The sequence below is a fragment of the Massilia mucilaginosa genome, from assembly GCF_011682145.1.
Taxonomy (GTDB): Bacteria; Pseudomonadota; Gammaproteobacteria; order Burkholderiales; family Burkholderiaceae_D; genus Telluria_A; species Telluria_A mucilaginosa.
In genome coordinates, this window is record NZ_WHJH01000015.1 from 108080 (window position 1) to 130950 (window position 22871).

Sequence of the window (22871 nt, forward strand, 5' to 3'; positions counted from 1 at the left end):
GGCATGTGCTTTCAATAGCGCGAGCGCGTGAAAATGGTCGCCCGGACAACCATCTTGGTCGGTGCGGGTGGAAACTGGAGGCGGATGGTCCAGTTGCCATCTGCCGGGGCAGCTAACGCGTTCAGTTGAAACACACCTCCCGACAACGGCGGGAAGCGCTCGCTACCGGGCTCGAAGCTCAGGCGAGCATCGCTGGAGGATAGTACCGGGTTCCCGCCCGGATCAAGCAAGGTGAAGGTAGTGCCCTGCACCGGAACGATCAGGGCGAATCCAAGGGTGTCGGCGCCGGCGACGCTGAACGTTAAATCGAGGGAACGCATGCCAGGCACGACATCGGCGGTCACTGTTTCACTCAAGTTCAGCGTAGCGGGAACAGTTTGGGCTTGAGCGACAGAAGCGCTTAAGCAACACATCGCAACAAGCAGTAGCAACTTCATCGTGGCAACAAAATTGAGGTGGTAGCGGCCGCAGGTAAGCGGACATTCGACGGGATGGTTCATTGCTCGCCTCGGCTCGTGCGTGTCAGTGGAACTCGGTGATGGCAATGTCGTTTGCACGAGGCTTATCCGCGCTCGCTGCTCCTGGACGGAGAAAATTGTCATCGCGTGTAAACTGCGTGCTGCCCAGTGTGCTCAAATGGGCGGTACCCACTAATGTTCTCGATACAACAGGAAGAGCGCCAGCCGACACCAGTACGGTCACCCAGGAAAGGTCAATGAGAATTTTTTAGTGCTGACGTCGATTGCACTCTGCGCTATTCAAACGATATCAGGATGTCAGGAGCGCGTGCTCCCAGTTGAAAATCAGCACGGAAAGACGACGGTGATGACGCCATCCCCAGAACCAATTGGCACCGCCAGGATGCTTGCTGACCGCTCGTATGTAAAAATCTTTGAGCACGTCCGGGGACTGAAGCCGGGGGAGGAAAAGAGCGTCCCGCCCTTTTCCGAACCGTAGGGAATTCATCGACACTGCGCGGCCACGACGCATGGCAGCGCACTACGCGACGCGCTAGCCGGCTTGCTGGAACGCCGCCCGGAACGGCATGCTCATGGTCGCCCGCGTTCCTTGCGCCAGCGGTGCGATGAGCAGCGCGGCGCGCGTGCCGAAACCGGTCTCCAGGCGCGCGCGGATATTGATCAGCGCCACGCCATTGCCGGCGCTGCGGCGCGCGTGCCCGAGGCCGACGCCATCGTCATCGACCACGATCTCGAGCACGCCCTCGCGCACCGCTGCGCTGATGCGCACGTGGCCGCCTTCCAGCCTGGGGCCGACGCCGTGCTGCACGGCGTTTTCGACCAGCGGCTGCAACAGCAGGGGCGGCATCAGCGCCTGGCGCGCGGCGTCGCTGGCGTCGATGGAAAACGCCAGGCGGCTGCCCATCCGGATCTGCATCAGCAGCAGATAGTTGTGGGCCGTTTCCAGCTCGGCGCCAAGGCTGCTGTCGCTCGCGCGCATCTGCCCGAGGCTGGCGCGCAGGTAGTCGGTGAAGGATTCCAGCATCAGCTGCGCGCGCGCGGCGTCGGTGGCGATCAGGCTTTGTACATTGGCCAGGGTATTGAACAGGAAGTGCGGCTCGATCTGCGCCTGCAGCATGCGCAACTGCGATTCGGCGGCTTGCTGCGCCAGCGCCTTTTCCTTGGCGCGGAATTGCCACCAGACCCAGTTGGCGGCCAGGATCAGCAGCGCGAAAATGGCGAACTTGAGCTGCACCATGGGCGCGGCCGCCAGTTTGTGCCAGACATTGACCGCGTACACCTGCCCCAGCACGGCGTAGCCGGCGCGCACGCCGAGCGCGGCGCCGGCGAACAGGATCGCGCTCATCAGTGCGACGGGGCCCCAGCCCTGCATGGCGGACAGGGCCTCGATCCACGCATCCGGCAGCAGCCATTCGCAGGCGCGCATGAGCAGCAGCATGCTGGCGGCGGCGCAGGTGCCGAACAGGAGATTGTTGGAGAGCGAGCTGATCCACCAAGCCAGCTCGGCCTTCGCCATCAGGAACACCGACACCAGCATCAGCACCAGCGTCACCGCGAGCGCGAGTCCGATGGCGGCCAGCAGGCGTGCCCACCATGGCTCCTCGCGGCGCTTTTTCAGGATCGGAAAATTGCGCAAGGCTTGCTGTAAGGTGGGGCGGATATCCATGGGGAAAAGAGTGTAGCAGCTTCGCCGGCTCAGCTTTTCGGGCGCGCGATCTCGGCCAGCGCGGCGCGGCGCGCGCGCTCCTTCTTCTGCGCCTCGGCCAGTTCGAGGTCGAAGGGGCCGGGGGCGGCATCGGCGCCGGCCGGGCCGCCGCTATCCTGCGCCACCCGGAAGCCTTCCAGCGCACCGATGAAGTCGGCCGGCATGGCGCCGCGGTGGCTGGCGTGATAGCCGCGCCAGTGCCAGCTGCCGCCGCGCACCACGCGCGCCTTGCAGGCGGGATCGACCCAGGCGCTGCCGTCGGCGGGCGCGCCGGCGTAGGTCTCGTGATCGCAATCCTGGACGAATTCCGCGATATTGCCGAGCGTGTCGTGCAGGCCGAAGGCGTTCGCTTCGTACATGCCGACGATGCTGGCGTAGCCGGCCTTGTCGTCGCACGGCATCACGCCCACGTGCTCGCGCGATTCGAGGCCGTCGAAGTCGCGCCGGATGGCCGCCTCGGCGGAGCGGTCGGCCAGGTTGGCGTAGCGGCAGGCGGCGGTTTCCTCGTTGCCGAAAAAGTAGCGGCCGCTGCTGCCGGCGCGGCTGGCGTATTCCCATTCCGCTTCGCTCGGCAGGCGGTATGGTTTGCCGGTCTCTTTGGCCAGCCAGGCGACGTAGGCCTGGGCGCCGTTCCAGCCGATGCAAGTGGCCGGTTCGAACTTGCTGAGCGACTGCAGGGTGGCGCCGTCGACGAACTCGTTGGGTACGCTGGTGAACCAGCGCTTCGACGCCATTTGCAGGCACATGCGCGGCGCCTTGTATTTGGTGGCCTCGACGAAACGCTGGAATTCGGCGGCGGTGACTTCATATTTTCCGATCCTGAACGCCTTGAGCGCGACGCTGCGCACCGGTTGCGTATAGGCGGTGCGCACGCTGCCCATCAGAAATTCGCCGCCCTTGATCGTGACCATCTGCGGTTCGATCGGCGCCGCCACGGCGGCGTTGGCGAGAAGGAGAAGGGAAACGGCCAGGGTGGGTCGCTTGAACATGGCGTGCCTGAGGGTGGGTTGAGATGCACGCAGGATGGCAGGGGGCGAGCGCGCGCGCATGCCCGCCGCGACGGATCGACAGGCGCGGCGACGAATCGCCATCCGCGCTGACGAACGGCAGCCGGTCGCAGCCGGCGCCGATTCGTCGCGCCGTGCTGGCGCTGGCGCAAGAAGCCGCACTACAATGGCCCCATGACCTCCTTCTTCCTTCCCCGATGCGCGCCCTGATCGCCGACGACGAGCCGCACCTGGCGCGCTTCCTGCAACAGCAGCTGGCGACCTTGTGGCCGGAGCTGGAGATCGTGCAGCTGGCTGAGAACGGCGTCGAGGCGGCGCGCGCGATTGCCGCATTGCAGCCGGACCTGGCCTTCCTCGACATCCAGATGCCCGGGCTGACCGGACTGGAGGTGGCGCAGGGCATCGAAGGGCCGACCAGGGTGGTGTTCGTGACCGCCTACGACAGCCATGCGGTCGAGGCTTTCGAGCATGCCGCGCTCGATTACGTGCTCAAGCCGGTCAGGGCCGAGCGCCTGGCGCGCACCCTGGAGCGCATCAAGGCCGCCTGCGCGCCGATGCAGGCCGATGCGCGCCTGTCGCTGGCGCTGGCGCGCTTGCTGGCGCTGCCCGCGCAGCCGCGCCTGCGCTACATCCGCGCCGGACAAGGCGAGCTGACCTTCCAGGTCGCGGTGGAGAACGTGCTGTTCTTCCACGCCGACGACAAATACACGGTGGTGACCACGGCGGCCGGCGAACACCTGATCCGCACCCCGCTCACCGAGCTGGCGGCGCAGCTCGATCCCGAGCAGTTCTGGCAGGTGCACCGGTCCACCCTGATCAACCTGGCGTTTTTGGATGGCACCCGGCGCGACGAGAGCGCACGCCTGTTCGTGCGCATGCGCGGCTGCCAGCGCGAGCTGCCGGTCAGCCGCGCCTTCGTGCACCTGTTCCGGGCGATGTAGCTCAGAAGCTGTGTTTCACCCCTTTGGTGGAAGGGAAATACGGGCGCTTGATGGCGGCATCGCGCTTGATCTGCTCAGCCGTGGGCGGCACCACCAGCAGCACGCTGGCGCCATCAATCCGGCGCAGGTTGAGCACCAGCGTCGCGCCGCCGCTCTGGCGTCCGGCCATCGAGGCCAGCGCCACGCCCACATACGCGCTGGCGGCGCCGGTGTCGCCCAGGATGCGCGCGAGATCGTAGCCGCGCAGCGGCCCGCGCTCAGCCAATCCAGGCAAACAGGCCGGCGGCGGCGCAACCGACCACCGTGGCGCCGACCACGACTTGCAGCACGCGTCCGGCCGGTTCGGGCCCCGCCGGCGCGGCGCCGGCACCGGCACTGGCTGCGGCCGCCTCGGCGGCGACCACCACCAGCGGCAGCGGTTCGGGGCGCAGCGGGGCCAGGTGGCCGGTGCCGGGCGGGGTGGCCAGTACGCCGCTCAGGTCGTCCTGTGGGTATTCTTCAGTGCTGCTGGTGGACATGGGACAGTTCCGTCGGTAGGTGGGGTTCTAGGCATCGACCGTGGCGTTCGCGGTGCAGATGACCATGCTGGTGCAGGCGCTCTTGTGGCCGTGCAAGGTCAGCGGAATCGCTTCGTCCAGAGTCGCGCCATCGCCCTCGATGATGGGGTTGATGCCGTGCAGCGGGCAGCTGACCAGGTCGCCCACGCGGGCCACCCGGCGGCCGTCGATGGTGAAGCTGCCACTGGCCTTGATGACCTTGCCGCCGTGGGTGGTCATGTCGCCTTCGCAACAGATTGGACGGTCCATCAGAAGCTGTCCTTCACGCCGGCGGTGGAGGGGAAAAACGGGCGCTTGATGGCCGCGTCCTTTTTCATCTGTTCGGCGCTGGGCGGCGTGACCAGCAGCAAGGTGGCGCCATCGTTGCGGCGCAGGTTGGCGACCAGGGTGGCGCCGCCGCTCTGGCGCCCGGCCATCGAGGCCAGCGCCACGCCGACGAAGCTGCTGGCCGCGCCCGTGTCGCCCAGGATGCGCGCCAGGTCGAAGCCGCGCTTGGGGTCGAGCAGGTCGAAGTCGTCGTCGAGCGCGTGCAGGCTTTGCACCAGCGGCACGAAGCGTTCGCCGCTTTTGCGGTCGTCCAGGACGCTGCCGTAGTCGTAGAAAATGCGCACCGGCAGCTTGCCGCCCAGCGGCGCCAGCGCGGCGCGCAGGGCGGTTTGCATGCGCGCCACTTTTTCAAGCGCCTTGACCGGCTTGCCGGCGGCGTCCAGCCAGGACACCACCTGCGGGCGGTGCACCGTGCCCAGGTTTTCCAGGTGGTCGAACTGGTCGACCTGGAACTGGGTCCAGGGCTTGGCCAGGAAGGGCGTCGGCACGAACGGCGTGGGTGGATTTTTCTTCCAGCCGGCAAACTCGGACCAGTTGCGCGAGAAGCGGCCGCCGCGGTTCTTGACCACCATGGTGTCGGCCACGAACGGGGCGAACGGACGCAGGCGCTCGACGCGCGCGCGCTGCGCCAGCACCAGCATGGCGAAGCTGTCGCTGACCACGCGCGCCTGCTTGGGGCGGTAGACTTGCTCGGCCGCCAGTTTTTCGTAGCGCGGCGGGTCGCTGCGCTTGAAGCTCAGGGCGCGGTGCATGGCGCTGTCCTTGGCGGCCACGCCGATGGCGGGCACGTCGGCATTCTGCTCGAAGGTGGAGAACAGGGTCTGCCACAGCGCGTCGGGCTCGTCGTTGAGATAGGAATTGACCACCTGGCCGCTCTGGGTCAGCAATTCGCGGAAGGAACCGGGCGCGGTGTAGGGGCCGCCGACCGTGGTCACGACGATGCTGACCGCGTTCGATTTGCGGCTCAGTTCACGCGCTTCGCCGCCTTCCGGCTCGCCGAACGCGGGCGCGACCACCGAGATCGGCAGCGGATAGCGGTCCATGAATTCGCGCACCGCGGCGTCGATGGTGTCCATGTTGCGCTTGGCCGCCATCATCTGCCATTCCGGCAAGGTCTTCGGATATTGCTTGGGATCTTGGGAGACGATGTAGTTGCCGTTGCTCTCCTGTACCGCCTGCCACAGGTTGGCCTTGGGATAGTCGGGGTGGTTGCGCCAGGTTTCGACGGCAACGCCGACGCCGACCAGTTCGAGCGAGTCGATCGGCGGAAATGTGCTACCTGTTTGCGTCTGCGACATAAGAGGGTCCATCTTGTGAATGAGGGTCGGTGCGGCACCCCAGGCGGGCGCGGCGAGCAGGGCGGCGAGCGCCCAGGCGCGCGGCGCTGTGCGGCGCATTACTGGGGCGCCTGCGGTTTGCATAGCGGCAGCGAGGTATCCTTGGGGTCGCCGGTACAGAATTCGCGTTTCGGCGCAAAGGCCGTGAAGCAGCCGCTGCTTGACATCAGCACCCCCATGAGCGCGATGGCCGGCAGGACGCGGCGCGCGGCCGGCAGGCGCGATGTGCAATGTTGAATTAACCTTAATGCGAGCTTCAATGTCGTCCTCCACGGGGAAAGGCATGTTGATGATTGAGGCGCTGGTTTTCGTCGAAGCGCTGCTGGGTTGTTTCGGAAATCACGAAGGGGGCCAGGGTGCCCACGGTGCAGGCGTCGGTGAAGGCCGGCAGCTTGCCCGGATGTAAGCCGTCCGCCGAATGGTAATGGAAATTGCCATTGATGACGTCGCGTTCGCCGGCGCCGATCTCGCCGTCGAGCATGGCGACGATCTCCGGCCCCGGCGGGGCGAAGGCGGCGCTGTCGAGCGTCTTGTCGTTGACCACGCCATGCCAGTTGGTGCGCCAGTCGGCCGCCGCGCGCAGGAAGGTGATCCATTTCACGTCGTTGGTCTTGAGAATCTTGCTGATGCCGATGCAGAGATCGTAAGCGACCGCTTTCTGGCTGTGCATGGGGTTGCTGACGATGCTCGAGTGGTAGGAGTTTTCCCCTTCGCGATTCATCCAGCGCGCCTTGGCCTGTTCCGCCGTCTCGCCCTCCAGCATGCCTTCCTGGCCCTTTTTGGTGTAGGGACTGGTGGCGCCGATGGAGGCGTCGATCGGGCCGTTCTGCAAGGCGGCGGCGCCCATGTCGGGCAGGAACGGCACATGCAGCGGCTCGGCGTTGATGAAGCGCTTGCGCCCGAAGGTGTGGCCGACATTCCACTTGAAGTGAATCTTGTACTGGTAGGGCGCGGAGCCGACCGGCGGCGCGTCCGCATTCTTGCCCAGTGGCGAGGCGAACATGCGCTGGTAAAAGCGGCTGCCGAGTTTCTGGCGCATGTCTTCGTACACGCCCCACCAGCCGATCCCCTGGATGTTGGGCAGGCCGACGGTGGCGTCGTCCGGGCTGAAGTAGAGAAACACCTTGCCGCGGTTGTCGCGCTCCATCCTGGCGGCCGCTTCCCACAGGCGGCCGACCACGCCGTCGCCGTCGGTCTTGAGGCTGGCGAAGGCGGGCACGGTGGCCGGCGACGTGGTCATGAAATCGGCCACGATCTTGCGCAAGGTTTCTTCGCGCGCGTGCGCGGTCTGCTGATCGCCGCCGGTCTGGAAGGTTTCGATGAACGGTTCTTCGAGGCTGTAGGGCGGGTTGTTGAGCACCACCGTATCGGCCTTGATGCCGGCGCCTTCCTTGCCCAGCATGGCGTGCGCCAGCAGGGTGACGAAACAGCCCTGGCTGTGCGCGATGATATTGACCGGCTCGTTGGGCGACTTCTTGCGGATGATGCGCAGCAGGGCGGCCAGGCGCTGGGCCGCCAGCACCATGTAGGTCCGCGGCGGCGCGCTCAGCAGCGGGTGGGTGCCGTCGTCCGGATCGGCGCGCCGGATCGCCCAGTTGCGCCGGAAACCTTCGCCGAACATGTCGGGAATATTCGTGGTGGCGTTGGCGAACGGCCCGCCGTTCTTGCCGAAGCGCTTGTCGATCCGGTTGCCGTAGCGGTCCAGGTATTCCTTGTGCGGCTGTTCGGTGTCGGCCTGCGCGCTCTCTTCGCGGAAGCCCCAGTAGAACGGGATCACCGACGAGGTGCCCTGGTCGGGCTTGCGCTGGAAGTACACCTTGTCCGGGTCGGGATGGATATCCTCGACCGTGTAGTCGCCGGTTTTCCTGGTGGGCGGCAGGGCCCAGTCGCCGGCCAGGATATCCTTGCGGTCCAGGCGCGTGTTCAGGCCGGCGCACAGGCCGGCCTCCTGTCTGGCGAAGGCTTCGCCCACATCGTTCACCCCGTGCACCAGGATGGTAATGCAGGGCATGCTGCGCTTGATCGGAATGCCCGCCGTCGACTTGCTGGTCAACAGGATCTGTTCTTCATTGCCGGGTACCACCAGATTGTCCTGCTCGCTCATGCCTTGTCCTTCCAGACCTTGATATCGGCGATGCGCATCACGTCTTTCTCCGCCAGTTTGGTCAAGCCATCCTTGCCGGTCTTGCCTTCGATAAGCTGGCCGTCGTCGAGCTTGATTTTGTAGTTGTGATTGTCGAGTTTGTCGAGCTTGTCGCCATCGCGGTGCAGCATGAACTTGCGCCCGGTGCCGCCGACCTCGAACTTCGGCATGTCCTGCTTCATGCTGCCCGGCCCGGTGAACGCGCGCGCGGCCGACTTGAAGATCAGGTTGCCCGGACAAACGATTTCGATATTCCCGCCCGACAGTTTGATGTAGGCGCCGCCGCTGGTGAGCGTGATGTGCTTGTCGGCCGCCATCAGGATGTGGTCCTTGGTCGAGAGCATGGTGATGCTCTTGTCGGCCGTGATTTCGATGGCGTTGTGCTGCGCCTGCTGGATCAGTTTGCCCTTGTTGGCGATGCTGCGGATGTCGCCGTCGAGCGCGAACTGTTCGATATCCTTGCCGGCCGTTTGCAGGATCGACTTGCCGGCGTAGTGCTGCTGGTTGTGGCGGGCCACGGTGTCCATGTTCTTGCCGGCAAAGTGGGTCTGGTCCATCGGGGTGGCGCTGGCGATGCCGGCCGCCGCCGTGAGCGCAATCACCGGCACCCCGCCCGGCATGCGGCCCTTGTCGCCGCTTTCGTCGCCGCTGCCGTGGCCGAGCGCGCTGACCGCCTCGGTCAGCGACTCTTGCGGCTTGGGATCGCGGGCGCCGCCTTCGTGCTGCTCGGCGGCCTCGCCCAGGCTCCTGGCCAGGTCCAGCGCCTGTTCCAGGCAGCGCACCAGCTCGTCGCGGCTCAGGGTGCCGCCGACGGCGCGCGTGCGTCCGTCGGTACTGAGCAGCAGGCCGCGCGACGCGCGCAGCGCGCCGGCGCCGTTGGTTTCCAGCGCGAAGCCTTCGCCACGGCTGTCCTTGCGCCCCATATTGTCTTCGATGCGGGTGATGTGGCCGAGCGAGAGCTGGCTGTGCTGATGGTCGCTTTTGAGCTGGGCCTGGATCTGGCCGCCCGAATCGTCCAGCACCAGATGGTTGCTGCGCCCGCCCGCCGCATTGCCGCCGCCGGGTGTCAGCTCGCGGCTGCGGATGCCCATCAGGGCTTTCTGGTCCGCCACCTTCCACGGCGGCATATTGTTCTCGTTGTAGACCGCGCCCGAAATGATCGGCCGGTCGGGGTTGCCGTCGAGCCAGACCACCACCACTTCCTGGCCCTTGCGCGGAATCGCATGCGCGCCCAGTTCGGCGCCGGCCCAGGGGCTGGACACGCGCAGCCAGGCCGAGCTGCGTTCATCGTTGCTGCCGACCCGGTCCCAGTGGAACTGCACGCGCACGCGGCCGTAGGCATCGGTGAACACATCCTCGCCGCCCGGGGTGACCACGGTGGCCGTCTGCGGCGCCAGGATGCGCGTTGGCGTGCTGTTGTAGCCGCGTCCCGGACGCCAGGGGATGCGCTTGCGGATGCAGGTGAAGTGGTTGCTGTAGTCGGACGGGGTATCGCCGTGCTGAAGGTAATTGTTGCTGATCGAATGGTGCACGCCGACGATCAGGAACTCGTTCTGCCCGGCGCCGTCGGCGTCGTCATGGAAATGCTCGGCCAGGCGGAAGCTGCGGCCCGGCATGCTGAAGCGGTTATTCCCGCGCGCGGTAAAGTGCTTGCCGCTCGCTTCGATTTCTTCCATGCGCAGGCGGGCCTGGTCGGCCCCGGCGGCGCTGTCGGCAAAACCGTAGGCGCCGGTGTATTCGTAGGATTCGATCTTGAGTACCGTGCCCTGCTGGTTCACGGTCGGCACGTCCGTATGGGCCGGCTGCGGATGCTTGAAGTCGAAGCTGGCCAGCGCCACGCTGGCCGCGACCAGGTCGCGCACGGGCGACCAATCGCCGATCGCATCTTCTTCCAGCGCGCCGCCGTGGCGCTGGAAGCGCACGTCCGGCCTGCCGTCGATGGGCGCGGCCTGGGGCGAATCGTCCGACAGCACCAGCTTGTGCCCGCTGGCCGTGTGCTCGTACCAGTAATGCCAGCCGGCCGCTTCCCAGCGCCGGTGCAGGTAGTTGTGGTCGTCTTCGGCGAACTGGCAGGCCATGGTCATGCGCGTCTCGGGCGCGCGCAGGCGGCAATCCCAGTCGGGATGGGTGCCGTAATCGTCGAAGATGCTGGTGGTCTGGTCGCGCAGGGTGGCGTCGTGGAAGACGTAGTTGTCGCGCCGCAGCTTGAGGTAGGCCAGCCAGGGTTTCAGGAGCATCGAGTAAAACGCCACGCTGCCATCGGTGCCGGTGAGCTGGAAGGCGAACACGTAGCCGTTGAAGTAGCGCAGGGAACCGTCGCCGCGCACCAGTTCGATGGTGACCATCTTGCCCTGCACATCCTTGAGGGCGATGCTGGCGTTATCGGACAGCACTTCGAGGTTGTACTCGAAGTCGCGCGACAGTTCCTCGCGCGCCTCCAGGCGGTTGGCCAGCAGCACATCGTCCGGCCCGTCCGCGTGCGGAAAGGTCAGGCGCATGATGCGATTGTGTTGCCGGTTGAGCGCCATCGACGCGACCGCCGCAGAAATACTACCCATAAGAATTGCTTCCTTAATCAGGCGTTATATAACCATAAAGCATAGTATCTGAACAACGTGTTGACTGTCAGTCATATTGCTTAAAAATAATTGGTGTGTATTTACGTGCAAGTCGCTGCTGCGGGGCAAGCCGGGGGCCGGGGCGATGCGGCAAAACAACAGATGAGCTTGCTGGTATGGGGATCGTGCCCCAAAAATCGGGAATCCGGCGCGCGTGATGGGCGGCGTGGCGTGGGGGCGATCACCTTTGCAGTTGTGCAGGTTGGGCAGAGCCGCCCTCGTTATCGTTTCACATCTGCCGATTCTATTAGACGCGGCATCGTGGGTATCCAGGTGCTACCTGTTCGTTGCCATCGACGCTGTCGCGGGCGCTCGCCTGCCTGCAAAAATCGCTCAGCCAACCCGCTTGCGGCGCGCCGCACCGGCGACCAGCGCCAGACCGGCAATCAGCATCGCATAGGTCGCCGGTTCCGGCACCGGACTGGTCGATAGCGTCGTGTCGACCGATTCAGCGTTGGCCGACACGCCGATCCACAGCTTCAGGTTCCGCGATGTCGACTTCGTGTTCTGGAACATGATCGATAAGCGCTCGCTTGCCGACTGCGAGAACGGCAGGTCCGGGTTGCTATTGCCGAGCGGCGCTGTCAACTTGAACGTCGCGCTCGCATTCGGGTAGGCACTAGACCATGTGTCGTCGAAGCGCATGGAGGCCTGGAAGTTGGAATTTTCCCTCAGGATATTTGTACGTGGCAGTGACGTCGCCACGCTGCCACTGGCGTCGGCGAAGAAGTTGATCTGCGTACCAGGCGAGAGGACGAATTCTTCGATCAACATGACATTCCGGGCGCGCGCCGACCGCTTATAGCCGACGCTGCCCGTGGTCGACGCGGCCGTGTGAAAGGCCAGGTTCTGGAAATGTTGTCCGCTGACGGTCGCGACCATGGTGCCCTGGGGGACGGAAACGCTGGCATCGAGATCGCGGCTATACAGCGCGCGTGTCACGTCCTCGCTGGCCTCTCGCGTGGTGCGTAGTCCGCTCTCGTTGATCTCGGCGCCCGCCACCGTGCCAGGGTAGCTGGGATTGTGCGGCTTGACGATCGAGAGCGATGGCGCGATGCCGTCGTTTGGCAGCAGGTCCACCAGCGAGTACGAAAAATTGTTCAATGTGCCTTCTGCGCTCACTTGCGCGCTGGCGGACAGCGGGGCGGCGAACGTTACGCTTAATGCCAGCGCGGTAACAATTGTCTTCATGAAAATCCTTGGTGGGTAATGAGCGGGTCTTACACAGAATGCGGCAAGCCAGTGCGCTACACGGGGAGGCGCCGTCCGGCAATCGTTCATTTGCCTCGGACCGCCCGGCGGCGACGGACTGCGCCGGTGACCATGGCCAGTCCGGCAAGCAGCATGGCCGTGGTGGCCGGCTCAGGTACGGGGCTTGCTTGCAGCGGGCCGGCGTCATAGGTGCGCGCAAGCGAGACCAAGCTGATGTCCAGCTTCAGATTCGATGAAAACGCCGAGTCGTTGTCGAACGTGATCCAGACGCGCTCGCTGGCAGACATCGTCGCCGGAGGACTGTCGCCGAGCTTGCCGTTCGATGCTGCCACGCCGATGCGTTTTGATGCGAATCCGGTCTGGCTGTTTTGCACGTAGGCCTGTAAGGAAAAATTCGCCTGGGTTTGCGCATGTTCCTGGAGCGCATTGCCTTTTGGCAGCGTGGTCAAGGCGCTGCCGTTGAAATCTGCGAAAAACGACACCTGCGTGCCCGGCGAGAGCACAAATTCGGTGATCTTGGAACTGGCGTACGAACTGACCGACCGGTGTGTCGCCGGGGTGCTGGTCGTCGACGCCACGGTGTGCAATTGCAATGAATGAAAATCCGTACCAGTCACGCTCGCGTTTCCCATGCCGGCAGGCGTGCCGAGCTTGGTCGCGAGGTCGCGGTTATACCGCGTTGTGGATTGCTGGCGGTTGTCGCTAAACTCCGGATCAACGGTGTCGAACTGCCTCAGATAGCTGGACACGTCGCTGCCGCCGGCATCCTCCTTGGGCCGGACGATGCTGAGGGACGGGCCAATGCCATCGTCGGGCAACAAGTCGATCAGCGTGTACGAGAAATTGGTCAGGCTACCCTCGGCGCGAATCTGCGCGTGGGCCACTATCGGTGACGCCAGCGTGGCCGCCATGACCACACCTACGGCGAATTTGTTCATGGGTTGCCTTAGTCGATTGACAATATTGTCGAAAAGGACAATATACCAGTGCGCGTTGCGCATGCGATGGCTTGTTGCTAATTGATCACAAGATTCACCCTGATATCCGACTTCCGGCTCAGTTGCGGCGCTGCTTGGCCATCAAGGCCCTTCTTTCCGTCCGCATGGGCGGCAAGAGCATGGCGCGCTCGTGCCGGATCAAATCCGGTCCAGCAACTGTTGTCCGGCCCGCTCGCTGAGCACCAGCACCAGCTTGAGCCTGGCGCGGGTCATGCCCACGAACAGCTTGCGCAGGACCAGCGCGTCGAGCTGTTCGAAGTCGATTTCGGTGAAAATCACCGCCGGCGCCGACTGGCCCTTGAAGCGGTACACCGACTCTGCCAGCAAGCCGCCGTCGCGGTAGATCGGGGTGCCGAACAGGTCGTATTCGCCGGTGAAGGAGTGCAGCGTGTGCGCCTCGCTGAGTTTGTCGAGGCGCAGGATGGCCGACTTGTCGCGGCCGCGAAACGAGGCGATGGCGATATCGTGGCGCGCGAAGCCGGCACCCAGGCACAGGGTGACCGCGCGCCGCGTCTGCGCCAGCATGGCCTCGGTGTCGCCGTCCGGATACATCAGCTCCTCGATGTCGGCACCCTTGAAGGGGCTGCCGGCCTGCACCGGTGGATGGACGGCGCCGATCGAGGCCAGCATGTCGATGATCTGGCGCGGGCTGCGGAAGTTGGTGTCGGAATGCAAGGTGACCCAGCCCGGCAGCGGCACCGTGGGGCGCCCGTACAGGTTCTGGTTGGGGTCTTCCAGCCAGATGGCGCGGCCCTCGTCCTTGAGCATGCGCAGCAGGATGTCGCGCCAGGCCAGCGAAAAATCCTGGCCCTCGTCGACGATCAGCACATCGTATTTCCAGCTCTCCGGCAGGGCGGCGCCGGCCATGCGCGCTTCGATCCGGTCCCACACGCCGGGCGCGGCGTAGTCGGGAATGTGGCCCTGGGCGCGCAGGAAGGCGTCGCTGAGCATGTGGAAGGTCGCCACCCGTCCGCCGGCGGGCACCAGCTGCCCGATATGGTCCGCCAGCGGCCGGTTGTAGCACACGTACAGGGGCGCCAGGCCGGCCTCGATGGCACCCGCGTATTCGGCCAGCGCCAGCTGGGTCTTGCCGCTGCCGGCGGTGCCGGACACGCGCAGGCGGAACGGGGCAAATTCCAGCTTGCGGGCCCAGATCGCCAGCCCGCCCGACAGGCGCGTGACCATGGCCGCCGCATTGCCGATCATGGCGCTCGGATCGGGCCGCAGGCTGAGCATGTTGCCGAGGAAGCGCGTGACCTTCTCGAACTGCTCGCCCGGTTTGCTGTCGGTGATGGGCAGGATCTCGCGGATCACCCGCGCCAGGCGGTCTTTATTGGTGGCGTCGATGATGTGGCGCGGATCGATCCCCGCCAGTTGCGCATTGCGCACCAGGTAGTCGGGGCAGTACAGCAGGTAATCGATGGACAGTTCGCCGCCGAAGCGCTCGCTCAGGCCTTTGATGGAGCGCAGCAGGTGGTTGGCGACCTTGCGCGGCTTGCCCTCGTAGTGCTTGACCAGGCCGTCGGCCGTTTCGTTGAGCAGGCCCGATTTCTGCTCGATCAGCAGCAGGCGCCCGTTCGGCGCGACGAGGATGAAGTCGATCTCGCCGAAGGCCGAAAAACCGTTCTCGACATTGGTCCAGTGCACGCCGTGGTAGATGCGGTACGGGGCATCAAGCAGGGTGCGTTCGAGATAGCCCAGCGTCTCGATCTCGCGCACGGCGGTGCCGGTGACCGCCATCTCTTGCCAGCCGGTAGGATGAATGTGGGCCATGGAATGGGGCGCTGCGCTGTGGTGGTGAATGTAATATTGTATGTCTGCTTACAGGGAAGAACCGCACGCTTGCGCGCGTGCGCTATTTGTTGTCGATGCGGCATTTGTACGACACTTTATAGATGCCAATTTGTTAATCTGGTGGTTCATCCAGGAGACCACCATGCTCAAACGTTCCTTGCTCACCGCCGCCATTGGCGCCGCCATGCTGGCGCCCGCCGCCCAGGCGGCATCGACCCTCAGTCAGTTTACCTATACCGGCTTCTTGCACGAAGAAGCGGGGCAGTTCCTGCCGAACGCGCAGATCTACGGGTATTTCGAAACCGAGGATCTGAACGGCGACGGGGTACTGGAACGCAGCGAGGTGACTTCCTTCGTGCTCAACGGCCAGCAATATGTCGGCTGGTGCGGCCCGGAAGTGTTCCTGTGCGGATTATTCGAATTTTCCTATGCGCCCGGCGCGGCCCTCAGTTTCAATACCGCCTGGAGCACCGACCCATGGAACGAGAACGGCGTCGCGGGCGGCGAGGCGACCAGCGGCTTCGAGGTCAGGGAATATTCATTCTGGAACGGCAACGCGGCGTCGTATACCTTGCGCTGGACCGAGGACACCATGTTCGAGATTTCGCCGGTGCCCGAGCCGGCCACCTATGGCATGCTGGCGCTGGGGCTGGGCGTGCTGGCGCTGCGCAGCCGGCGCCCGCGCCGCCCGTAGGCGGAGCGGGCAAGCCCTTTCAGGCGCGCCGCCCGGCCCGGGCGGCGGTTGCGCTCACAGCGCGATGTTGAGCTTGGTGCCCGCAGCGAGCAGCCAGGAAACCAGCAGCAGAAACACCACGAAGGCCTGAAAGATCACGACCAGCCGGCGGCAATCGGCATCGCTCTCGAACATTCTTGGCCGGTCGTATCCGATGCCGACCATGTAGGCCGCGAACGCCGTGGCCAGGTAGTGCACCGCACCGAACATCTCGCCCAATTCTCCCTTGCGTGGATGATCGATCAGAACATGCGACAAAATGACGAGCACCAGATAGATGGCCGCAACCGGCAACGGCGGCAGGTACAGGCCGATCGACTCCACGTAGCGCCTGATCGCCGGACGCGAGCGCGCCAGCAGCGGCAGCACCAGATTGTGGGCGATACCGGTGATGAAGATCAGCTTCAGAATGATTGTCTTGTGCAAGCTGCCGCTGCCGAGCGCCAGGTTGTGCAAATTGGTTTCGGCCTGACGATTATGCTGACGGAAGAATTCGGAACTTTCCACGCCGAGCACGCGCTGGAACCAGCTGATTTCCTCGCATGCCGCCAGCCCCACCAGTAAGCTCAGTCCGGCAATGCCAAGCACTTCCAGGCTCCATGGCGGTACGCGGCGGGCGCGCTCCACCGCCACCATGCCAAGCATCACGGAAATAGCGGCAAAACAGAGAAACTGCATCCATTCGACCAGCCGGTCCTCTGCCAGCAAGCCCCAGAGGGGAGCCGGATCGGTGCCGGACAAGGTGCATGCGTAGGCGAGCACACCCGCGTTAATGCCGATCGCAGCGAAGTACGCCGGATGAATATACCAATTGCGTTTTGTCACAGACCTAACTCCACTTAAGATTAAAAAACGACCGGGCTTGCGCGCGCGGCATCATGCAGTCGTCGCCGCCGCACCCGCACCCGCACCCGCACGCGCAGCGGACAGCGTCCAGCCATGCCGGTACGCGGCTGCGAGCGAGCACAAGGCCCAGCCCCATAACAAGGGGTCGAGCAGCGCATCCCACAGGTTGCCCGTGGGTAGCCGCGGTACGGCAAACAGCAGCAATGCCCCGAGCACCGCGACCGATTGCACGCGTGCCTGGCCACGCACGATCGCGGCCGAACAGAGGACGGCGAGCAGCAGCGCCAGCAGCGGTGCGCCGCGTGGACCAAAGCCCGCATAGAACAAACCCAGCGAGAGCAGGCCAATGGCATCGAGGTACAGGGCCGCGCCCGCGACGGCGATCAGCGCCGCCAGCTGGGCGGACATGACTTTCTTCTCGGGCTTGCCTTGCCAGGCGAAGTGTAACTTGGCCGCACTGAGTCCGACAAGCAAGGCGCTTGGCCATTGGAAAACCAGGCCCAGCCAATAGGCCGGCGCCCCTTCGCCTGGCAGTGCCTGCAGCACGGCGGCGCACACGGCGATGGCGGCGAGCCGGGCGCGCGAGAGCGCCCATGCGCGCGGCCAGGCCGCGCTGATCAAGGCAGCGAGCACGATCGCCCATGCCACCCGCCCGTAAAAGATCTGCCAATCCAGTTCCGGCAAGCTCATCAGAATTCCCCTCCATAATTGATCCGGTAGACGTGATGCGCGATGGCGGTGCGGCGCGAGGTGTAGGTCACATGGAGCTCGTTGCCGAGCTGTTGCAGCGTCGGGTATGAAAATTCTTCACCGGCACTACCGCTGGCCACGTCAAACAGGGGCTCCCATGAGCGCGCGTCTTTTGAGATGGAAAGACGAAGAATGTTGCGATCGGATCCACCCGTTTCCACGTGGTTGTGCAGAAGCAGGAAACCGCCTTTGGTGAGCTGTTGCGCAGCCACCGAACTGGAGTGATTGGGAAGATCGAGCGCAGGCAAATCCTCCCAGCTGGCGCCGCCATCCCGGCTGACCGCCTGCTGCACGCGACGCTCCGGGCCGGAGTCGCGCATCCACGCATGCGCTTCGACCGCCGAGACCGGCACCAGGGCCGGCTGCAGCGACGTGGTCCTGGTGCCGATGCGCGCCAGCGAGCTTGGATTTCCGGTTTCGTCGAAGGCCATGAAGATCGGATATTTGATGCCGAGCTCAAAGTAGGCGGGCAACCACCATCCGCCATCCGGATGCGCGACCGGTGAAGCCCGCACCAGCACGCTCGTATTGAACAGCGGTGACATCGGCAGCACGCGCCTGACATTGAAGCTTGCGCCGAAATCGGACGAGACCATGTGGGCGACGCGTGATGCGCCCCAGCCACCGAGCCCGGTCGCCACCACATACAGATGGATCTTGCCGTCGCGCGCGGTCCAGGCCACCGGGTTGCCGATGCGACGCACGCCAAAGCCGAGTGCGGCGCCCAGGGAGGCGCGGCTTGCGATCTCGCGCGGCGCGCCCCATTTCCCGGCGCCCCAGCGGGCGGCATACACTTTCACGTCGGGTCCGCTCTCGCGGCTGCCCGCCCACCAGAACGCCATCATCTGATCGCCAGGCAATGACGCCAGGGCGCTCGCATGGGCGGAGGGCACGCCGGCCGGCATCGGAATGAGGTCGGCGGAAAGCTTCGTGAGCGTGACTTTGCCATAGGCGGCAGCCGTGATCGCAGCCGCTGCCGCGCTCTTTTTCGGGGCATGCAGCCATCGGTTGAGCTCCGCACCGAGCATCGCCAGCAACGCCAGCGCGCATGCCAGGGCCGGCAACCAGGCGCGGGCGGGCAGCCGCTGCTGTGAAGTCGCCTGATGGGGCGCTGGCGCCAGCGCGGCGTCGAGAGCAGCCGCGGTGGGCTCGATGGATAGCTTTCTAGACAGCATGATTTTTAGTCCATTTCTACATCTACAACAGGGTCGCGGCGTCGGGCCGCACAGGCCAAGCCGGAACGAGAACGCGAATAGCCAGCTTCACGGGCACACCGTGTGCAGTGCAGCCGTCAACAAGGCGGCGCAAGCGGACATCGCGCAAGCAGGGCCGCAGCGCGACGGCTGGGCAGGCAACAGCCGAATGGGCGGCACGCAGGGCGATTCGGATGGCATTACGCATGCGGCCTCAGGCTCCAGAACGGCGAATGAATCTACGGTGAACGATGAACGGTGAACGGAATGCGGAGGGCGCCGCGTGCGAGACAGGAAGGCTGCATTGGTAGGGGCGGTCAGTTGTGAAATTTCTTCTAAACATTGGATTGTAGCATCATCAATCTCCCTTCGCAGCCTTCTCATTCCCTGCCTGCATACCCGCTCCGCATGCATCCGGCGGGCTGCCGGGGTGCGCGCCATGTTTACAGAGGAGCGACAATGCGGCTGTTACGTTCAAATATAATCTGAAACGGGCGTCCTTACAGAACAATGACTTAGCGCTCGCGCCCGCGTCTGCCCGGGTCTAAAAAAACTTAAACAGACCTCAGTTCAAGCCATTTTTCTTCGCGGCGTAAGAATAGATCCTGAAACGGCGGTGTTTACCCTTCGTAAGCATCAGTGCGCTATCATCTCAACCCACACCCCAGACGACGAGAGCGAAATGACAGTGCATTCCTTCGGCGGTCCCTGGACGATGATTAAGTTGGACTTGTTGCTCCGCTACCTTGAGTTCTTTAACACGGCCTTGCAACGCCGCCCCAGCTCTGAGCAGCCGTTCACCCGCATCTATATCGATGCTTTCGCCGGCACGGGCGAGTGCGACGTCAGTCTGGGATCAGGTTTGCGATCCACCATCGCCGGATCCGCCAAGATCGCGCTCGACACGCTACCGGCCTTCGACCACCTTCATCTTATCGATTTCAATCCCAAACATGTTGCCGAGCTCCGTGGTCTGGTTGCCAGCCCCAACGACAGCGATCGGGTGTCGATTTACCAGCAAGATGCCAACGCAGCACTGAACGACATACTACAGAAGACCTCATGGCGTTCCACCCGTGGTGTGCTCTTCCTGGACCCGTACGGCATGACTGTGCGGTGGGAAACACTGAAAAAAGTGGCGGCAACGAAGGCGCTTGACGTGTGGTACCTGTTCCCGCTCAGTGCCGTGTATCGACAGGCTGCAATCGACTTTAATAAAGTCGATAAAGGAAAAGCTGCGGCTCTCGACAGCGTACTGGGAACCGCAGCCTGGCGCACAGCGTTTTACACCGAATCCCAGCAGGACAGCCTTCTCGACGGCGGCAAGAGTAGTGCCCGCCGGACAGCCGGCCCTGCCGAAATAACTTCCTTCGTCCACGCAAGACTCTGTGAGATTTTCAAGGGTTGGGTCAGTGCGCCCATCCTGTTGCCGGAACGCGGCGGACCACCAATGTTCGCGCTGTTTTTCGCCGTTTCGAACCCGGCGGAGGCCGCCGTGAAACTATCGAAAAAAGCTGCCGATCACCTTTTCGACATGCTCAAAAACCAACGAATCGGCAAAAACAGCGATAGTGGCGCCGCGCTACCGGCCCAGCGCCAAATTTTTTAGTCGAAGAAATCCGTCATCGTCAGGCGAACAGTCTGCGCTGGGCCGGTGCAACGATCTGGTCCGACGTTTTAATCTGACGCGCAGCTTTTTTCTTTCCCCCACTGTCGCTGATAACCTCGATGACGTTCTGCATGATCAGCTGTTCCAAGGCATCTTGGTAGATCTCTCCCGAAGCTGGCGAATCGTTGCAGGTCGTTGCGTAGAGCACGCCGTAGCTTAAGCCCTCTTCATGTGCGTAGATGATGTTCGGGATCTGATCCATGAGCGCAGCGATGCTCGCTTTGCGGGCCAATGGGTCGAACTCGAAGCCAAGTTCAGACTGGCCGCTGTGCTTGGTGTCAAAAGTGGGATCGTAGCCGAGCATGTTGAACATATTCAGGCCGGCGCCACCATAGTGAATGAAGTAGTTCTGGTTCTTCCAGTGCACATCCGTCATGACATCGCGCGCGCGGTGGTGCTGGGAAAGGTGGATCAGCCAGTAGTCGCCGTGGCCGCTCGTATTGCGTACAAAGAAGGGGGTATAGTGTTTTGCTCCGCACTGCGCCACTAGTGCCGAATATAGAGTCGACTGTATGAGCAAGCGCCAGTCGCGCTCGGACTCTTTGATTTCCTTGATCGGGCGTCCCTTGAGGATGTCCGGAATCTCGATACGCTTGAGCCCGTTCGCGAATACCTTCTCGTTAGCGTAGTTGAGAAGCGAATCGACCGCGAAGGTTAGGATGATTTCAGCACCCGGCAGCGTGTGGAGGATTTTCTTGATCAGTGATGTCGGGACTGCGTTGTAGCCAAACTGGTCGAGAGCAAAGATCGAACGGCCGTTGCGTGGACTCTTTTTCTTGATGAACTCGATGATGCTGGCCGCCTCGTCCTCGAATTTGGCGTGGCGCATCTGGATGGTTTGGCCGATCCGGTCGCCGTACCCCTCCTTTCTCAACGTGTGATCAAGGTGGAGAAAAGCGTCGCGTTTTGCCTCTACAAAAAAATGGCTGATGTCAAGCCGGACCGGCTTGGTACGGTCTTGATTGATGAGGAATTCCGCTTCCCGCTCGGCGTTTAAGAATATGAAGGGGGAGCCCAGCACGGCCTGGCGAGTATCCTGGTGAAAGTAGAGCCCGCCGCCAGCAAAACCATCGACCAGCGTCAGTTTAAATTCGTCACGTGGCTGCCTACCAACCAGTGTCTGAAAATACGCTGCCAAGTAGGACTCAAGAATCCTGTGCTTTGCAATACTATGTTGTTGAATCGACTCCGCACCATTTTTCCACGTATATTGGCTTTGCATCGATTTCCCCATGTTTTAGAGCTGCGCCGGCATTTCATCATAGGTGCGTCCGTTGATACTGCGGCCATTATATTTCTTTGCCCGCTTCTTGCCGTCGGCGCCCCAGCCGCCCCATTGTTTGAAGAAGAAGGCTGCACCTTGTTCTTCGCATTCGTATTGGATCGTTTCCACCCACTCCTGGCGCATGGGGCGAGCCTTAGGACCCGACTCGCCGCCAACGATGACCCAGTGAATATCTTTCAGGTTAATTTCCACGAGATCTTCAAGAAGCGGTTCCACCGATAAAAACCTGACGGCTGCGTCCACCGTGCGCAAATGATCGATCCGAGGGAGTCCATACTTGCGATCCTCCACCGAAACACCAAGCCATGCATTGCGCGGCGCGATTTTGCCTTTGAAGTACTCCGCCATGCGGTCAGCCCGTTTGGTGAGGATCTGAAATGTGTGCCAATCCGCTTTGATGATGGTCTCAAAAACCTGATCGACAAACGAGAATGGAATCCCTTCGTGAAACAGGTCAGACATTGAATTGACGAAGTAGACAGTCGGCTTGCGGCGCTTTAGTGGGTCATCAAGCCGGGTAGCAAGCATGGTCAGTTCAAAACCGTTTGCATACCCGGCTGCGCCCATTGCCTGCAAGCGTTCGGCCATGCGTTCAGCGTAGCAATTCTTACACCCTGGTGACACCTTCGTACACCCGACGGTAGGATTCCACGTCATTTCAGTCCATTCGATTTTGCTGCCTGTCGTCATGTCTTTCCCCCTCGTAGGTTGATCTTACCTTCCTTGGCCGCAGCGACCAGGCTTTCGATCGCCTCTCTGCGGCTCAGCCCGGATTCTTTACACAGTGCCCCTAGTTGTCTGAAGACGTCCTCGGGAATCCACTCCTGCAACCGCTGGTATCCGTTTTGACGCATGCGATCGCGGAAACTGCTCTGCGCTTTGGCGAGCTGGCTGGCGCGCACGACTGCTTTCATTGCTGGCTCCTCATTCTGCTTCGCGAAGCTTTGTACGAATTTGATTACACTGTAATCATACCGAAAACGGCCCGGTTAGCAAGGTAATCAAGTGACCCATTTGGGTGTACCGGTAGGGTACAATCGTCCGAGGCCTACTTTTGGTTTCGGTCAGAAATGGTTGTTTAGGTAGACGGCAGTCCAATACCATAGGGAATTACAGATGACGATATCTCAATACGATTTGAGAAACGCTGGTAAGCGCTCCATAAACCCCAGACTTGCTGGCTAATCCGAATTTCCGCATTCTTGCTACTTCGATTTGATACCGGAGCAAGCATGGAAAACACGACCGTTTTTTGGGAGAAGCACGTTGCCGCGATT

General features: G+C 63.0%; 23 protein-coding genes. 3 read left to right on the top strand and 20 right to left on the bottom strand.

Annotated elements, in window-relative coordinates; translation table 11 throughout:
• Positions 1 to 11: 11 nt before the first annotated feature.
• The 3 genes from F2P45_RS14895 to F2P45_RS14905 form a co-directional block, all read right to left on the bottom strand.
• Positions 12 to 500: a hypothetical protein gene (locus tag F2P45_RS14895; protein ID WP_166876336.1), complete on the bottom strand. Its 489-nt coding sequence runs from the start codon at positions 498 to 500 to the stop codon at positions 12 to 14.
• 511 nt (positions 501 to 1011) lie between these two features.
• On the bottom strand, positions 1012 to 2145 hold the full coding sequence (locus F2P45_RS14900) for a sensor histidine kinase (protein ID WP_166876339.1): 1134 nt from the start codon (positions 2143 to 2145) through the stop codon (positions 1012 to 1014).
• Positions 2146 to 2174: 29 nt separating this feature from the next.
• A complete protein-coding gene (locus F2P45_RS14905) occupies positions 2175 to 3173 on the bottom strand; it encodes a formylglycine-generating enzyme family protein (protein WP_166876342.1) in 999 nt (332 codons plus the stop codon).
• Positions 3174 to 3388: 215 nt separating this feature from the next.
• Here F2P45_RS14905 and F2P45_RS14910 point away from each other — a divergent pair, with 215 nt between their 5' ends.
• Complete coding sequence (locus tag F2P45_RS14910; RefSeq protein ID WP_166876412.1) at positions 3389 to 4132, top strand: LytR/AlgR family response regulator transcription factor; 744 nt, start codon at positions 3389 to 3391, stop codon at positions 4130 to 4132.
• Position 4133: 1 nt separating this feature from the next.
• On the opposite strand, the gene F2P45_RS14915 is transcribed toward F2P45_RS14910, so the two are convergent.
• From F2P45_RS14915 to F2P45_RS14960, 10 genes are all read right to left on the bottom strand, one after another.
• Positions 4134 to 4406, bottom strand: a complete 273-nt coding sequence (locus F2P45_RS14915) for a DUF2875 family protein (RefSeq protein ID WP_166876345.1) — start codon at positions 4404 to 4406, stop codon at positions 4134 to 4136.
• Positions 4390 to 4650 carry a hypothetical protein gene (locus F2P45_RS14920; protein WP_166876348.1) on the bottom strand — a complete coding sequence of 87 codons (261 nt, stop codon included), beginning with the start codon at positions 4648 to 4650 and terminating at the stop codon, positions 4390 to 4392. The genes F2P45_RS14915 and F2P45_RS14920 overlap by 17 nt, the downstream gene beginning before the upstream one ends.
• A gap of 27 nt (positions 4651 to 4677) precedes the next feature.
• Entirely contained in the window at positions 4678 to 4938 is a 261-nt protein-coding gene (locus tag F2P45_RS14925) for a PAAR domain-containing protein (RefSeq protein WP_166876351.1), read from the bottom strand.
• The gene (locus F2P45_RS14930) at positions 4938 to 6413 is read right to left on the bottom strand and encodes a type VI lipase adapter Tla3 domain-containing protein (RefSeq protein WP_166876354.1); all 1476 of its coding nucleotides are present in this window, start codon (positions 6411 to 6413) and stop codon (positions 4938 to 4940) included. The genes F2P45_RS14925 and F2P45_RS14930 overlap by 1 nt, the downstream gene beginning before the upstream one ends.
• Positions 6413 to 6613, bottom strand: coding sequence for a hypothetical protein (locus tag F2P45_RS14935; RefSeq protein ID WP_166876357.1), 201 nt, complete (start codon positions 6611 to 6613; stop codon positions 6413 to 6415). Before F2P45_RS14935 ends, F2P45_RS14930 begins: the two co-directional genes overlap by 1 nt.
• On the bottom strand, positions 6610 to 8457 hold the full coding sequence (locus F2P45_RS14940; protein WP_166876359.1) for a T6SS effector phospholipase Tle3 domain-containing protein: 1848 nt from the start codon (positions 8455 to 8457) through the stop codon (positions 6610 to 6612). The genes F2P45_RS14935 and F2P45_RS14940 overlap by 4 nt, the downstream gene beginning before the upstream one ends.
• Positions 8454 to 11054, bottom strand: coding sequence for a type VI secretion system Vgr family protein (locus tag F2P45_RS14945; RefSeq protein WP_166876362.1), 2601 nt, complete (start codon positions 11052 to 11054; stop codon positions 8454 to 8456). The genes F2P45_RS14940 and F2P45_RS14945 overlap by 4 nt, the downstream gene beginning before the upstream one ends.
• 393 nt (positions 11055 to 11447) lie before the next feature.
• Positions 11448 to 12305 carry a PEPxxWA-CTERM sorting domain-containing protein gene (locus F2P45_RS36215; protein ID WP_229505094.1) on the bottom strand — a complete coding sequence of 286 codons (858 nt, stop codon included), beginning with the start codon at positions 12303 to 12305 and terminating at the stop codon, positions 11448 to 11450.
• An 86-nt stretch (positions 12306 to 12391) separates the two neighbouring features.
• The gene (locus tag F2P45_RS35680) at positions 12392 to 13264 is read right to left on the bottom strand and encodes a PEP-CTERM sorting domain-containing protein (RefSeq protein WP_223164745.1); all 873 of its coding nucleotides are present in this window, start codon (positions 13262 to 13264) and stop codon (positions 12392 to 12394) included.
• Between the two features lie 198 nt (positions 13265 to 13462).
• Entirely contained in the window at positions 13463 to 15097 is a 1635-nt protein-coding gene (locus F2P45_RS14960; protein WP_166876368.1) for an ATP-binding domain-containing protein, read from the bottom strand.
• Positions 15098 to 15260: 163 nt separating this feature from the next.
• On the opposite strand from F2P45_RS14960, the gene F2P45_RS14965 reads away from it, so the two are divergent.
• On the top strand, positions 15261 to 15812 hold the full coding sequence (locus F2P45_RS14965) for a PEP-CTERM sorting domain-containing protein (protein ID WP_166876370.1): 552 nt from the start codon (positions 15261 to 15263) through the stop codon (positions 15810 to 15812).
• Between the two features lie 54 nt (positions 15813 to 15866).
• Here F2P45_RS14965 and F2P45_RS14970 read toward each other — a convergent pair whose 3' ends face one another.
• The 3 genes from F2P45_RS14970 to F2P45_RS14980 are packed head-to-tail and all read right to left on the bottom strand — an operon-like array spanning position 15867 to position 18622.
• Positions 15867 to 16676: a hypothetical protein gene (locus F2P45_RS14970; protein ID WP_370663256.1), complete on the bottom strand. Its 810-nt coding sequence runs from the start codon at positions 16674 to 16676 to the stop codon at positions 15867 to 15869.
• Between the two features lie 51 nt (positions 16677 to 16727).
• Positions 16728 to 17387, bottom strand: coding sequence for a hypothetical protein (locus F2P45_RS14975; protein ID WP_166876373.1), 660 nt, complete (start codon positions 17385 to 17387; stop codon positions 16728 to 16730).
• Positions 17387 to 18622 (bottom strand): sialidase family protein, encoded by a 1236-nt coding sequence (locus F2P45_RS14980; protein ID WP_166876375.1) that lies wholly within the window; start codon positions 18620 to 18622, stop codon positions 17387 to 17389. The genes F2P45_RS14975 and F2P45_RS14980 overlap by 1 nt, the downstream gene beginning before the upstream one ends.
• Positions 18623 to 19322: 700 nt before the next feature.
• Here F2P45_RS14980 and tcmP point away from each other — a divergent pair.
• Positions 19323 to 20249, top strand: coding sequence for a three-Cys-motif partner protein TcmP (tcmP, locus tag F2P45_RS14985; RefSeq protein ID WP_166876379.1), 927 nt, complete (start codon positions 19323 to 19325; stop codon positions 20247 to 20249).
• Positions 20250 to 20268: 19 nt separating this feature from the next.
• On the opposite strand, the gene F2P45_RS14990 is transcribed toward tcmP, so the two are convergent.
• The 4 genes from F2P45_RS14990 to F2P45_RS35685 all read right to left on the bottom strand — a co-directional run.
• Positions 20269 to 21531 (bottom strand): three-Cys-motif partner protein TcmP, encoded by a 1263-nt coding sequence (locus tag F2P45_RS14990; protein WP_166876382.1) that lies wholly within the window; start codon positions 21529 to 21531, stop codon positions 20269 to 20271.
• Positions 21532 to 21546: 15 nt separating this feature from the next.
• Complete coding sequence (locus F2P45_RS14995; protein WP_166876385.1) at positions 21547 to 22284, bottom strand: DUF5131 family protein; 738 nt, start codon at positions 22282 to 22284, stop codon at positions 21547 to 21549.
• The gene (locus tag F2P45_RS15000; protein ID WP_166876388.1) at positions 22281 to 22508 is read right to left on the bottom strand and encodes a RepB family protein; all 228 of its coding nucleotides are present in this window, start codon (positions 22506 to 22508) and stop codon (positions 22281 to 22283) included. Before F2P45_RS15000 ends, F2P45_RS14995 begins: the two co-directional genes overlap by 4 nt.
• A 164-nt stretch (positions 22509 to 22672) precedes the next feature.
• On the bottom strand, positions 22673 to 22871 hold a 199-nt coding region (locus F2P45_RS35685), incomplete at its 5' end, for a hypothetical protein (RefSeq protein WP_223164746.1).